The organism is Pseudomonas putida (assembly GCF_002025705.1).
GTDB lineage: Bacteria > Pseudomonadota > Gammaproteobacteria > Pseudomonadales > Pseudomonadaceae > Aquipseudomonas > Aquipseudomonas putida_J.
Window position 1 is genome coordinate 1,180,572 of the sequence record NZ_CP018846.1, and the last position, 13,080, is coordinate 1,193,651.

Here is a 13,080-nt window from a genome sequence, read left to right on the forward strand (position 1 = left end):
CCCACCCCTGCCGATACGCTTTCAATGATCTCGTTTACACTTACGGAATCTTTCCTACCGACCTGCGTGAGATCGACCTGAATCCATGACTATCCTGGTTACCGGCGGCGCCGGCTTTATCGGTGCGAACTTCGTACTGGATTGGATGAGCCAATCGGGCGAAACCCTCATCAACCTCGACAAATTGACCTACGCTGGCAATCTGCAAAGCCTGGCCAGCCTGCAAGGCAATCCGCAACATGTATTCGTGCACGGGGATATCGGTGACGGTCCGCTGCTGCAGCGGCTTCTGGCCGAGCATCGACCGCGCGCGGTGCTCAACTTTGCTGCCGAGTCGCATGTCGACCGTTCCATCCACGGTCCGCAGGCGTTCGTCGAGACCAATGTGGTCGGCACCTTCCAGTTGCTCGAAGCGGTACGGAGCTACTGGCAAGGCCTGGCAGGGGCGGAGCGTGAAGTATTCCGGTTTCTGCATGTTTCCACTGATGAAGTTTACGGCTCGCTCAAGGCCGGCGAGCCGGCGTTCACCGAAACCCATCAGTACCAACCCAACAGCCCCTATTCGGCGAGCAAGGCAGCAAGTGACCATCTGGTGCGCTCCTACCACCACACCTATGGCTTGCCCGTGCTGACCACCAACTGCTCGAACAACTACGGGCCACTGCACTTTCCGGAGAAGCTCATTCCGCTGATGATCGTCAACGCGCTGGGTGGCAAGGCGCTGCCGGTGTATGGCGACGGTCAGCAGATTCGCGACTGGCTTTACGTCAAGGACCATTGCAGCGCTATCCGCCGGGTGCTGGAGGCTGGCACGGTGGGTGAGGTGTACAACGTCGGTGGCTGGAATGAGAAACCGAACCTGGAAATCGTCGAGCGGGTCTGCACTTTGCTGGATGAGCTGCGCCCGCGGCCAGACGGCAAGCCCTATGCAGCGCAGATCAGCTATGTCGCCGATCGCCCGGGGCATGATCGACGCTATGCCATTGATGCCCGCAAGCTGGAGCGGGAGCTGGGCTGGAAACCGAGTGAAACGTTCGAGACCGGTATTCGCAAGACAGTGCAATGGTACCTGGATAACGCGGCGTGGGTCGAAGGGGTGCAGTCGGGCAGTTATCGGGAATGGGTTGAAAAGAACTACAGCTGCCGTTCAGGGAAGCACGACAAATGAGTACACTCAAACAACGCAAAGGCATCATTCTGGCAGGCGGTTCGGGTACTCGCCTGCATCCTGCCACACTGGCGATTTCCAAACAGTTGTTGCCGGTATACGACAAACCGATGATCTACTACCCGCTGACCACGCTGATGCTAGCGGGCATTCGCGACATTCTTATCATCTCTACCCCGCAGGACACGCCGCGTTTCGAGCAGTTGCTCGGCGATGGCCACAAGTGGGGCATCAACATCACCTATGCCGTGCAACCCTCGCCGGACGGCCTTGCGCAAGCCTTCATCATTGGTGAGGATTTCATCGGGAATGACCTCTCGGCACTGGTGCTGGGTGACAACATCTATCACGGCCATGATTTCCAGGCGCTGCTGTACGATGCGATGGGGCGCAACCAGGGCGCCAGTGTCTTCGCGTACCATGTGACCGACCCAGAGCGTTATGGTGTGGTCGAGTTTGATAGCCGCGGCAAGGCCATCAGTCTGGAAGAGAAGCCGCAAAAGCCCAAGTCCAGCTACGCAGTCACAGGGCTGTATTTCTACGATCAGGACGTGATCGAGATGGCCAAAGGGCTCAAACCTTCGCCTCGCGGCGAGCTGGAGATCACCGACCTCAACCGCCTTTACCTTGAGCGCGAGCAGTTGTCCGTCGAGGTGATGGGGCGGGGGTATGCATGGTTGGATACCGGCACCCACGATTCGCTGCTCGAAGCCAGCGGCTTTATCGCCACCATCGAACGCCGGCAGGGCCTGAAGGTCGCTTGCCCTGAAGAGGTTGCCTACCGTCAGCGCTGGATCGACGCTGAACAACTGGAAAAGCTGGCCGCGCCGCTGATGAAGAACGGCTATGGGCAGTATCTGCAACGAGTGCTACACGACACTATCTTCTGAATTTGAAGGGCCTGTGCACGCCTGCTGTGGGATATTTCACCAGTCGGGCGTGCAACATCCAGTGACGTCTAATCTGGTAACCATTCCCTTGCGGCAAACGCTGGGAGAATGGCCTGTGAGCCGCTAGCTTGAGTGGGCAGCCAAGGATCTTGCTGCGTTCCAACTCAACTCACAGGAGTGATTGCCATGCGAAATACCGTTCTCAATTATCTGCTCTTGCCGCTCTTTGCCGGCTTGTCCTTTTCGCTCAGCGCCGCGCCAGCCACTGCCACTGCACCAATGGAACCGGTGCCGATGGTAAGTCAGGTGCAGGCGTCATCCGGCATGTTGAACCTGAATACCGCAGATGCACTGACCTTGCAAAAGGAGCTCAATGGCATTGGCAAAGCGAAGGCCGAAGCAATCGTGGCTTATCGAGAGGCCAACGGGCCGTTCGCTTCAGTTGATGAACTGCTGGAAATCAAGGGAATAGGCAATGCGCTGCTGGAGCGTAACCGTGGCAAGTTGGTAGTGGAGTAGGGTAACTGGCCGGGGCTGGCGACTGTCTGCCCCGGCGTCATCGCCGGCAATCTACCGATCCTGCGCATCCTTGGCATCCGCCTCGGCATTGCGCTCATGCACCTTGCGCAGCTGTTCATCCGTCAGCGGCAGCTTCTTCGCCGTATCGCGCAGCATCATCAGCCCGCCCACGATCGAGCCGAGGGCTATGATGAGTATCAGCCAGGCATACCAGGGCATTGTCGTTCTCCTATGGGCTTTGGGGGCTTCGCTTGTATAAAATTTGAGCGGCGGCCTTATCCGTTGGTTCAATTATAGGAGCCGTAACCGCTTGGGCCAATTCTGATGGTCCGTGGGCCCCAAGGCATGCTCACTTCGTTTACAATGCGCGCCGTTTACGAATTACCAAAGAGACCTTGACCATGTCCGCCTGCCAGACGCCCCTGATCGTCGCCCTGGATTTCCCCACCCGTGACGCCGCCCTCAAGCTGGCCGACCAGCTCGACCCTGCCCTGTGCCGGGTGAAGGTGGGCAAGGAGCTTTTCACCAGCAGTGCTGCAGGCATTGTCGAGACCCTGTGCGAGAAGGGCTTCGAGGTGTTCCTCGACCTCAAGTTCCACGATATTCCGAACACCACCGCCATGGCCGTGAAGGCTGCCGCGGAAATGGGTGTTTGGATGGTCAACGTCCACTGCTCCGGCGGCCTGCGCATGATGGCGGCCTGCCGTGAAGAGCTGGCCAAGCGCAGCGGCCCGCAGCCGTTGCTGATCGGCGTCACCGTGCTGACCAGCATGGAGCGTGAAGACTTGGCGGGTATTGGCCTGGATGTCGACCCGCAGGAGCAGGTGTTGCGCTTGGCGGCACTGGCCGAAAAGGCCGGCATGGACGGGCTGGTATGCTCGGCACTGGAAGCGCCAGCCCTGAAAGCTGCGCATCCAGGCCTGCAACTGGTGACCCCAGGCATTCGCCCGGCCGGTAGCGCCCTGGATGACCAGCGCCGGATCCTCACGCCTCGCCAGGCGCTGGACGCCGGTTCGGATTACCTGGTGATCGGCCGCCCGATCAGCAAGGCGGCGGACCCGGCCCAGGCACTGGCCGCGGTGGTCGCTGAAATACGCGGCTAAACCGCATCAACAAAAAAGGGCTGCGATGCAGCCCTTTTTCGTTTTCAAATCTTGATATCAACTGTGGGCCGTCGACCAGTCGATCCAGCCAAACTGCCAGGTCGCCAGGATCAGCAGCCCGAAGGCGATGCGGTACCAGGCAAAAGCCGCGTAGCTGTGGTTGGCGATGAACTTCAGCAGCGCGCGCACGGCGATCATGGCGAAGATGAACGAAGTCACGAAACCGATGGCAAACACCGGCAGGTCGCTTGGCTCGAACAGGTGGCGGTACTTGTAGCCCGAATACACCGCCGCACCGACCATGGTCGGCATCGCCAGGAAGAACGAGAACTCGGTGGCTGCCTTGCGCGACAGGCCGAACAGCAGGCCGCCGATGATGGTGGAGCCAGAGCGCGAGGTACCTGGGATCATCGCCAGGCACTGTACGAAACCAATCTTCAGGGCATGGGTCCAGCGCATGTCGTCGACATGGTCGACAGCCACCTTGTGATCACGGCGTTCAGCCCAGAGCATGATCACGCCACCGATCACCAGTGCCGTGGCCACGGTAATCGGGTTGAACAGGTACTCGTGAATCAGGTCGGCGAACAGCACACCCAGCACCACCGCCGGCATGAATGCCAGTAACAGGTTGCCGGTAAAGCGCCGCGCTTTTGGCTGGCTGGTCAGGCCGAACACCACTTCGAGGATCTTGCCGCGAAACTCCCACACGACTGCCAGGATCGCTGCCAGCTGAATGATGATATTGAACGCCATCGCGCGTTCACCACCGAAATCGATCAAGTCGGCCACGATGATCTGGTGCCCGGTACTGGAAATCGGCAGAAACTCCGTAAGCCCTTCAACCACGCCCAGGATGATAGCCTGGAAGGCCGTCCATAAATCCATTTCTTCCCCCGTTGGAACCTGGCTGATTGCGAGGCTCATATTCTTGATTTGCTTACGATTACCGGCTCAGGCAGCGCAGTTTTTGCGCGAGCGGGATGCTAACAGAGCAACCACACATTGTTGTGTGTGGGGTTGTAACGGCGGTAAGAAAAAGGGCCGATATGCAGCTGCATATCGGCCCCCTTGTCTTGCAGTACGCTGACTTAAGCGATAACCAGCGGGGCGAAGCCCTTGATCAGGTCATCCAGTGCCTTGATCTGCGCCAGGAACGGCTCCAGCTTGTCCAGCGGCAGGGCGCTCGGGCCATCGCACTTTGCCTGGTCCGGATTTGGGTGGGCTTCCAGGAACAGGCCGGCCAGGCCAACCGCCATGCCGGCACGGGCCAGGTCGACCACCTGCTCGCGACGGCCGCCGGAGGCTGCACCGGACGGGTCGCGGTTCTGCAGGGCGTGGGTGACGTCGAAGATGATCGGCAGGTTGTCGCAGGTGCGCTTCATCACGCCGAAGCCGAGCATGTCGACCACCAGGTTGTCGTAGCCCATGCAGGTGCCGCGGTCGCAGAGGATAAGCTGGTCGTTACCGGCTTCCTTGAACTTGTGCACGATGTTCTGCATCTGCGAAGGGCTGAGGAACTGCGGCTTCTTGATGTTGACCGGTTTGCCGGTCTTGGCCAGGGCCACAACCAGGTCGGTCTGGCGGGCGAGGAAGGCTGGCAGTTGCAGCACGTCAACCACTTCGGCCACTGGCGCGCACTGGTAGATTTCATGCACGTCAGTGATGATCGGTACGTCGAACTCGGCCTTTACCTTCTCAAAGATGCGCAGGCCTTCTTCCATGCCCGGGCCGCGGTAGGAGTGGATCGAGGAGCGGTTGGCCTTGTCGAAGCTGGCCTTGAACACGTAAGGGATGCCCAGCTTTTCGGTAACCCGAACGTACTCGGCGCAGGCGGTCAGGGCCAGGTCCTCGGACTCGAGCACGTTGATGCCGCCGAAGAGGACGAACGGGGCGGTGTTGGAGCACTCGATGGTGGGGGTGATCTTGATCATGGTCTACTCTGCAAATCCCAGTCACTGGTTTCAGTGGCGATAGCCAATCTTACAGACTCACACCTTCAACACCAACTTGCCGAAGTTCTCCCCGCTGAACAGCTTGAGCAGGGTCTCGGGGAACGTCTCCAGCCCGTCCACCACGTCCTCCTTGCTCTTGACCTTGCCGGTGGCCAGCCATCCGGCCACCTCCTGCGCGGCCTTGCCATAGTCCTTGGCGTGGTCCATCACCACAAAACCTTCCATACGGGCGCGGTTCACCAGTAGCGCCAGGTAGTTGGCCGGACCTTTGACGGCTTCCTTGTTGTTGTACTGGCTGATGGCGCCGCAGATGACGATGCGCGCCTTGAAGTTGATGCGGGTGAGCACGGCGTCGAGGATTTCGCCGCCGACGTTATCGAAGTACACGTCGACGCCCTTGGGGCATTCGCGCTTCAGGCCGGCCAGCACATCTTCGGCCTTGTAGTCGATTACGCCGTCGAAGCCCAGTTCGTCCTTGAGGTACTGGCACTTCTGCGCGCCACCGGCGATGCCGACCACATGGCAGCCCTTGAGCTTGGCGATCTGGCCGACGATGCTGCCCACCGCGCCGGCCGCGCCGGAGATGACCACGGTGTCGCCGGCCTTGGGCTGGCCAACCTCGAGCAGGGCGAAGTAGGCGGTCATGCCGGTCATGCCCAGAGCCGAGAGGTAGCGGGGCAGCGGGGCGAGGCTGGGGTCGATCTTGTGCAGGCCCTGCGGCTCGCCGGTGAAGTAGTCCTGCACGCCGAGGGCGCCGCTGACATGGTCACCGGGTTTGTAGTCCGGGTGGCTGGAGGCGACCACTTCGCCGACGCCCAAGGCGCGCATCACCTGGCCCAGGGCAACGGGCGGGATGTACGACTTGCCTTCGTTCATCCAGCCGCGCATGGCCGGGTCCAGTGACAGGTAGAGGTTGCGTACCTGGATCTGGCCGGCGGCTGGGGCTTCGGCAGGTACCGTCTCGAAGGTGAAGTCGTCACGGCGCACGGCGCCGACCGGGCGTTTGGCAAGCAGGAAGCGGCGGTTGGTCTGGGTCATGGCAGGTCCTTGTAGGCGATGAGGCACAGCGGTCAATTTAACCTGCTGATGCAGGTTGGTCCGCAAAATCACTGGTAAGCATGGTAGCTCAACCGTTGCCCTGATGATGCTGCCCAGCCGGGCGGTGGGCTGACTAGACTCTGCCCAGAAATTTGGAAGCCGGCGCGATCCCTGTAGGAGCTGCGCTTGCCGGCGATGGGCCGCACAGCGGCCCCAGGTTTCGGACGTTGCGAAAACCCTGCTGGCCCGGGCGAGGGCTGCGCCCTCGATCGCCGGCAAGCGCGGCTCCCACAGGGACTCATGATTGGAGCAGACGATGAGCATGACCTTTTCCGGCCAGGTAGCCCTGGTCACCGGCGGTGCGGCAGGTATCGGCCGGGCGACGGCACTGGCCTTTGCCCGCGAAGGCCTGAAGGTAGTAGTGAGCGATCTCGACGCGGCCGGTGGCGAGGCCACGGTGGCCTTGGTTCGTGAAGCGGGTGGCGAAGCGCTGTTCGTGGCCTGTGATGTGACCCAGGACGCCCAGGTGCGCCAGCTGCATGAGCGCGCCATCGAGGCCTATGGACGCCTGGACTACGCCTATAACAATGCCGGTATCGAAATCGAAAAAGGCCGCCTTGCCGAGGGTAGCGAGGCGGAGTTCGACGCCATCATGGGTGTCAATGTCAAAGGCGTGTGGCTGTGCATGAAATATCAGCTGCCGCTGCTGCTTGCCCAGGGGGGCGGGGCGATCGTCAACACCGCCTCGGTGGCGGGCCTGGGCGCGGCACCGAAGATGAGCATCTACGCCGCCTCCAAGCATGCGGTGATCGGCCTGACCAAATCGGCAGCCATCGAATATGCCAAGAAAGGTATCCGGGTGAATGCCGTGTGCCCGGCGGTGATCGACACCGACATGTTCCGCCGTGCCTACGAGGCAGACCCACGCAAGGCCGAATTTGCCGCTGCGATGCACCCGGTGGGGCGAATCGGCAAAGTCGAAGAAGTGGCCAGTGCGGTGTTGTATCTGTGCAGTGACGGGGCGGGGTTCACCACCGGCCATAGTCTGACAGTGGATGGAGGGGCGACTGCGATCTGACCCGCAGGATCCAAGCCCGTGCATAGTTAGTTTGCTTATTAGCTGTGTATACTAATGCTCTTCAATTTTTGGAAAGCGACATGGAGACAGTCAGCGCCCAAAAAACCGGCTGCCAAGCCTCGATATCGGATTTCGAGGCGTGCCGGGGTATCGCCGAAGGGCCCGTGTTCATCGTTGCATCGGGAGCCTCTGCCAAGGGCTTTCCACTGCAGCGCTTCGCGGGCGTGCCGATGATCACCGTCAACGGCGCGATCTCGATGTTCGCGGAACATGGTGTGCGCCCGTATTTTTATGTGTGCACCGACACCGGGTTTGCGCACCAGCAGCCTGAGCTTTACGCAAAAGCTGTACGGCTTAGCAAGCGCCTGGCGATCTGGCCGAGTGAGGTCGAGGGGCTGCCGGTAACCTGCGAGGCGCAGATCTTCCCGCTGGCCAAGGCGGCTCGCTCGGGCCTGTACGACGCGCTGTTCAATGCCGGCCCGCAACTCGTGCGCAGCCGGGCAATCTGGGGTAGCCGCTCGCGTTCGGTGGGCTTCAGCAAAGACCTGTCCCAAGGGTTTTTCGATGCACGCACGGTGGCCTATGCGGCGCTGCAGCTTGCCTGTCACCTGGGTTTCAATCAGGTTTTTTTGGTGGGTGTGGACCTCGACCAGTCGGTGGGGCGCTTCTACGAGGGCCCGGGGCAGGCGGTGTCGCGCTGCCATCTGGATGAAGCCTTTGAGCGGCGCATCTTGCCCTCGCTCAAGTTGATGGCCGACCGGGTTGTCGATGAACATTTTGCCGTCTACAACCTGTCTGCCACCTCGAAAATCCCGGATGCGATCATCCCCAAGGTCACCCTCGACCAGGCCCGGGCGATGATCCAGGGTAACGCGCCTCAGGCTTTCATGTGCAGCCACCCCGCGTGACGGCTTTCTTCCTTCAGCACGCAAGGCGACCTTCAGCTTGCTGATAGCGACAAGCTCATAGCCATTTGACACCATTTTGGCGCCAACCCCTTGTTAGCAGGGCAAAAACGTTGCCACGCTTGGCCCTTGGCAAAACCATGCATGGTGAGGGGGATCGGCGATGGCGGCGAGCAGGCACGGTGTTCTGGCCAACCTGGGCATGGCCCGCAAACTGGGTCTGGGGTTTGCCCTGGTGTTGCTGCTGACCCTAGCGGTGGCAGCCATTGGCATTGCGGCGCTGCATGGCGTTGGCCAGCGTTTCGACGGCCTGCGCCAGCTGGGCCAATTCAATACCGACCTGCTGCGGTTGCGCCAGCACGAGCAGGCCTTTGCCTTGCGCTCCGACATCAAGGAGGCCGAGGCTTTGCGCAGCGGCTTGCAGAACCTTGCCGAGCGCGCCCGCAATCTGCCGGCGCTGGTTGCGGCCGAGGCTGACCTGGCGGCTTATGGCCAGGCCTTCGAGGCTTTCGTCGAGGCGGTGCAGGCCAAGGAGCTGGCGCTGGACATGGCCAGCTGGTCGGTGTCCAGCGTGGCCAACAACCTCGATGTGCTGCAGGCCGGCCTGGCCGATGATGCCGCCTACACGCTCAAACAGTCCCAGGGCCAGCAAGGGAGTGAGTTCCTTGAACAGGCCGGGCAGGTGGCGCAGGTGTCGCGGCTGATGCTGCAGGCCATGGACGAGGCACGGGTGCGCCTGGACAAGAGCCGCAAAGGCGAGGAGAGCGACGCCCAGGGCCGTATCGCGCAGACGGTCGAGGCGGCGCAGTTGGTCGAGCAACTCAAGGCCGGCGTCAATGACGCGGGTTACCAGAGTGTGCTCGGCGAGGTGGCCGGGCACATTGCCAGCTTCTCCGACAAGCTCAACGAATACACCGACCTCCTGGGCAAGGAGCAAGGCATCAAGGCTCAGTTGCAGGCGCGTGCCGAGCAGGTCACGGGCCGGGTCGACCAGGCCTATGCCGTCGATCAGCAGGCCATGCAGGCTGAACTGGCGCGCAACAGCGTGGCCATTGCGCTGGCAACCGGGCTGGCGTTGTTGGTGGGCATCCTTGCCGCCTGGTTGATCACCCGTGCCGTGGTCGGCCCGCTCAAGCGCGTGATAGGCCGTGCCCAGCGCATTGCCGCTGGCGAGTTGAGCATGGAGCACGAAGCGCCGCGCACGGATGAAGTCGGTCAGTTGATGCAGGCCATGCAGCAGATGGCTGCCGGGTTGTCTGGCGTGGTCAGCGGCTTGCAGCAAGGTATCGAGCAGCTGGCGGGCAGCGCCCAGGCGTTGTCGGCAGTGACCGAGCAGACCAACCGCGAAGTCGGCAGCCAGAAGGAAGAGACCGAGCAGGTGGCTACCGCCATGCAGCAGATGACTGCCACCGTGCATGATGTGGCGCGCAATGCCGAAGAAGCGGCGCAGGCAGCGCAGGCGGCCGATGACAAGGTCGACGCCGGCCAGCGCGTGGTGCGCGAGAGCATGCAGCGCATCGAGCAACTGGCAACGGCAGCGGACACCGCCAGCGCCGGCATCGACAGCTTGAGTGCCGAGATCCACACCATTGGTGATGTGCTGGAGGTGATCAAGAGTGTTGCCGAGCAGACCAACCTGCTGGCGCTCAACGCGGCCATCGAAGCGGCCCGGGCGGGTGAGCAGGGGCGTGGTTTTGCGGTGGTGGCCGACGAAGTACGGGCGCTGGCCCGGCGTACCCGGCAGTCGACCGAGGAAATCGAGCGGCTGGTGGCCAGCTTGCGTGGCAATGCCCAGCAGTCGGTGGCGCAGATCCGTGGCAGTACCGAGCTGGTGCGCCTGGCCGTGGCCGATGCGCTACAGACCGAAAGCGCGCTGGGCAGCATCGCGGTGGCGGTGTCGTTGATCCAGCAGATGAATCAGCAGATTGCCGCGGCGGCCGAACAGCAGAGTTCGGTGGCCGAGGAAATCAGCCGCAGCGTGACGCAGATCCGTGGCAGCGCCGACCAGGCGGCGTTGGCCATGCAGGACAATGCCCGGTCCAGTATCGAGCTGGCTCAGCTGGGCAGTGACCTCAAAGGCATGGTCGGCCACTTCAGATTGTGAGGGGCTGGCGCAAGAGTTTGCGGGGGGGAGGTCGAGCGCCGCCCGCGCGGCGCATCGCGGATGAATCCGCTCCTACATCTTTTTCGGGCCCATCGCGCCTGTGAGGTCACCGCTGTCCGCGTGTTCGTACCTTTCAATATCGAGGTGGCAGCCCCTCTGGCACAGGACACACTGGCACGAAACAGATGTAGGAGCGGATTCATCCGCGATGCGCCGCGCGGGCGGCGCTCGGTCTCAATCTCGACACCGATCTACTGCCGAACACCTCGCGGATTGAGGATCAGCAAGGTCAGCACCCCCGCCACGATCCCCCAGAACGCCGAGCCGATCGAGAACAGGGTGAACCCCGAAGCCGTCACCATGAAGGTGATCAGCGCCGCTTCCCGCTCCCGTGCCTCACTCATGGCCACGGTCAACCCGTTCATGATCGAACCGAACAACGCCAGCGCCGCGATCGACAGCACCAGCTCCTTCGGCAACGCCGCGAACAATGCCGCCAGGGTGGCGCCGAAGGTGCCGGCAATGCCATAGAAAATCCCGCACCACACCGCTGCGGTATAGCGTTTGCTCGGGTCTTCATGGGCATGCGGCCCGGTGCAGATCGCCGCACTGATGGCCGCCAGGTTGACCCCGTGCGAGCCGAACGGTGCCAGCAGCAGCGAGGCGAATCCGGTCGCTGAAATCAGCGGCGAGGCGGGTACCTGGTAACCGTCGGCACGCAGCACGGCCACGCCAGGCATGTTCTGCGAAGTCATCGCCACCACGAACAGTGGAATGCCGATGCTGATGGTCGCGGCCAGCGAAAAGCTTGGCGTAGTCCACACTGGAGTAGCCACCTCCAGCTTGAAGCCGCTGAAGTCCAGCAGGCCGAGGGCGCCGGACAGTGCCGTGCCCACCAGCAATGCGGCCAGTACGCAGTAGCGCGGCGACAGGCGCTTGACCAGCAAATAGCTGAAGAACATGCCCAGTACCAGCAGGGTACGGTGCTGTGCGGCAACGAAGATTTCGCTGCCGATCTTGAACAGGATCCCAGCCAGCAAGGCCGATGCCAAGGACGCCGGAATGCGCTTGACCAGCCGCTCGAAGCTGCCGGTCAGGCCGCAGATCACCACCAGCACCGCACAGGTGATGTAGGCACCGATGGCCTCGCCGTAACTGACGCCACCCAGGCTGGTGATCAGCAGCGCCGCACCGGGAGTCGACCAGGCCACGGTGATGGGGGTGCGATAGCGCAGTGACAGGCCGATACTGCACACCGCCATGCCGATCGAAAGCGCCCAGATCCACGAAGAAATCTGCGCGCTGGTCAGGCCGGCCGCCTGGCCGGCCTGGAACATCAGTACCAGCGAGCTGGTATAGCCGGTGAGCATGGCGATGAAGCCGGCGACCACCGCCGACGGTGAGCTGTCTGCCAGGGGCCGCAGGCGTGCGGAGGTGGCATCGGTCATTGGGTTGGGTCCTTGTCCATGTGTAAGCAGTTTTTTCAGACTAACGCGGGCCGGATTGATCTTTGCCATACAGCAGGCATTGCTTTTAGCCGTACAGTCGCCAACTATTGGGCAAGTTCGCGTAACTGCATGGGAGGGGAGGGGCGATGTTCAAGGTGTATGGTGACTACCAGTCGGGCAATTGCTACAAGGTCAAGCTGATGCTCAGCCTGCTCGACCGCCCGTATGAATGGCAGGCGGTGGATATCCTCAAGGGCGAGACCGAAACGCCTGAGTTTCTGGCCATGAACCCCAACGGCAAGGTGCCGGTGCTCAAGCTTGACGACGGTACCTGCCTGTGGGAATCGAACGCCATCCTCAACTACCTGGCCGATGGCAGCGAATTCCTGCCCAGCGAGCCGCGCCTGCGAACCCAGGTGCTGCAGTGGCAGTTCTTCGAGCAGTACAGCCATGAGCCATACATTGCCGTGGCACGCTTCATCCAGTTCTACCTGGGGCTGCCGGACGAGCGCGTGGAGGAATACCGCAAGCTGCACAAGGGCGGTTACAAGGCGTTGAGGGTTATGGAGCGGCAGTTGCAGATGACGCCGTATCTGGTCGGGGACCAGTACTCGATCGCCGATGTGGCGTTGTATGCCTACACCCATGTGGCGCATCAGGGTGGCTTTGACCTGACGGATTACCCGGCAGTGCGCGAGTGGCTGGCGCGGGTGGCCAGCCATCCTCGGCATGTGCCGATGGTCGAGTAAGGCAGGACCGCCTTCTGTGGGAGCGGCCTTGCCGGGGCGCCGGACCGGTCGGAAAGCGCCGCAGAGCGACCCCGGAATTTCAGCGACGGTGCCACTATTGCTGGGGCTGCCTTGCAGCCCTTT

General features: G+C 61.9%; 13 protein-coding genes and 1 pseudogene. 9 read left to right on the top strand and 5 right to left on the bottom strand.

Annotated features, from left to right (window positions below; genetic code table 11):
• Positions 1-85 precede the first annotated feature (85 nt).
• From rfbB to BUQ73_RS05430, 3 genes are all read left to right on the top strand, one after another.
• Positions 86-1,168, top strand: a complete 1,083-nt coding sequence (gene rfbB, locus BUQ73_RS05420; RefSeq protein WP_079226980.1) for a dTDP-glucose 4,6-dehydratase — start codon at positions 86-88, stop codon at positions 1,166-1,168.
• Positions 1,165-2,058, top strand: coding sequence for a glucose-1-phosphate thymidylyltransferase RfbA (rfbA, locus tag BUQ73_RS05425; RefSeq protein WP_079226981.1), 894 nt, complete (start codon positions 1,165-1,167; stop codon positions 2,056-2,058). The genes rfbB and rfbA overlap by 4 nt, the downstream gene beginning before the upstream one ends.
• Before the next feature lie 186 nt (positions 2,059-2,244).
• Positions 2,245-2,577 carry a ComEA family DNA-binding protein gene (locus tag BUQ73_RS05430; protein WP_060483760.1) on the top strand — a complete coding sequence of 111 codons (333 nt, stop codon included), beginning with the start codon at positions 2,245-2,247 and terminating at the stop codon, positions 2,575-2,577.
• A 51-nt stretch (positions 2,578-2,628) separates the two neighbouring features.
• On the opposite strand, the gene BUQ73_RS05435 is transcribed toward BUQ73_RS05430, so the two are convergent.
• Entirely contained in the window at positions 2,629-2,796 is a 168-nt protein-coding gene (locus BUQ73_RS05435) for a DUF2897 family protein (RefSeq protein WP_016500979.1), read from the bottom strand.
• 182 nt (positions 2,797-2,978) lie between these two features.
• Here BUQ73_RS05435 and pyrF point away from each other — a divergent pair, with 182 nt between their 5' ends.
• Complete coding sequence (gene pyrF, locus BUQ73_RS05440; RefSeq protein WP_060508910.1) at positions 2,979-3,680, top strand: orotidine-5'-phosphate decarboxylase; 702 nt, start codon at positions 2,979-2,981, stop codon at positions 3,678-3,680.
• 57 nt (positions 3,681-3,737) lie between these two features.
• Here the strand turns inward: pyrF and BUQ73_RS05445 are convergent, their stop codons facing one another.
• From BUQ73_RS05445 to BUQ73_RS05455, 3 genes are all read right to left on the bottom strand, one after another.
• Positions 3,738-4,568, bottom strand: coding sequence for an undecaprenyl-diphosphate phosphatase (locus BUQ73_RS05445; protein ID WP_079230486.1), 831 nt, complete (start codon positions 4,566-4,568; stop codon positions 3,738-3,740).
• Positions 4,569-4,771: 203 nt separating this feature from the next.
• Positions 4,772-5,614, bottom strand: a complete 843-nt coding sequence (kdsA, locus tag BUQ73_RS05450) for a 3-deoxy-8-phosphooctulonate synthase (protein WP_079226982.1) — start codon at positions 5,612-5,614, stop codon at positions 4,772-4,774.
• Positions 5,615-5,671: 57 nt separating this feature from the next.
• Complete coding sequence (locus BUQ73_RS05455; RefSeq protein ID WP_079226983.1) at positions 5,672-6,673, bottom strand: NADP-dependent oxidoreductase; 1,002 nt, start codon at positions 6,671-6,673, stop codon at positions 5,672-5,674.
• A gap of 316 nt (positions 6,674-6,989) precedes the next feature.
• Between BUQ73_RS05455 and BUQ73_RS05460 the strand changes: the two genes are divergently transcribed.
• From BUQ73_RS05460 to BUQ73_RS28890, 4 genes and pseudogenes are all read left to right on the top strand, one after another.
• The gene (locus BUQ73_RS05460) at positions 6,990-7,751 is read left to right on the top strand and encodes an SDR family oxidoreductase (protein ID WP_079226984.1); all 762 of its coding nucleotides are present in this window, start codon (positions 6,990-6,992) and stop codon (positions 7,749-7,751) included.
• An 80-nt stretch (positions 7,752-7,831) separates the two neighbouring features.
• Positions 7,832-8,659 carry a lipopolysaccharide biosynthesis protein gene (locus tag BUQ73_RS05465; protein WP_079226985.1) on the top strand — a complete coding sequence of 276 codons (828 nt, stop codon included), beginning with the start codon at positions 7,832-7,834 and terminating at the stop codon, positions 8,657-8,659.
• Between the two features lie 1,015 nt (positions 8,660-9,674).
• Positions 9,675-9,851, top strand: a pseudogene (locus BUQ73_RS28885) (hypothetical protein); the annotation flags it as partial.
• A 204-nt stretch (positions 9,852-10,055) separates the two neighbouring features.
• Positions 10,056-10,760, top strand: coding sequence for a methyl-accepting chemotaxis protein (locus tag BUQ73_RS28890; RefSeq protein WP_416171817.1), 705 nt, complete (start codon positions 10,056-10,058; stop codon positions 10,758-10,760).
• A 251-nt stretch (positions 10,761-11,011) separates the two neighbouring features.
• Here the strand turns inward: BUQ73_RS28890 and BUQ73_RS05475 are convergent, their stop codons facing one another.
• Positions 11,012-12,208, bottom strand: coding sequence for a benzoate/H(+) symporter BenE family transporter (locus BUQ73_RS05475; protein ID WP_079226987.1), 1,197 nt, complete (start codon positions 12,206-12,208; stop codon positions 11,012-11,014).
• Between the two features lie 146 nt (positions 12,209-12,354).
• On the opposite strand from BUQ73_RS05475, the gene BUQ73_RS05480 reads away from it, so the two are divergent.
• The gene (locus BUQ73_RS05480) at positions 12,355-12,957 is read left to right on the top strand and encodes a glutathione S-transferase family protein (protein ID WP_079226988.1); all 603 of its coding nucleotides are present in this window, start codon (positions 12,355-12,357) and stop codon (positions 12,955-12,957) included.
• Positions 12,958-13,080: the final 123 nt, after the last annotated feature.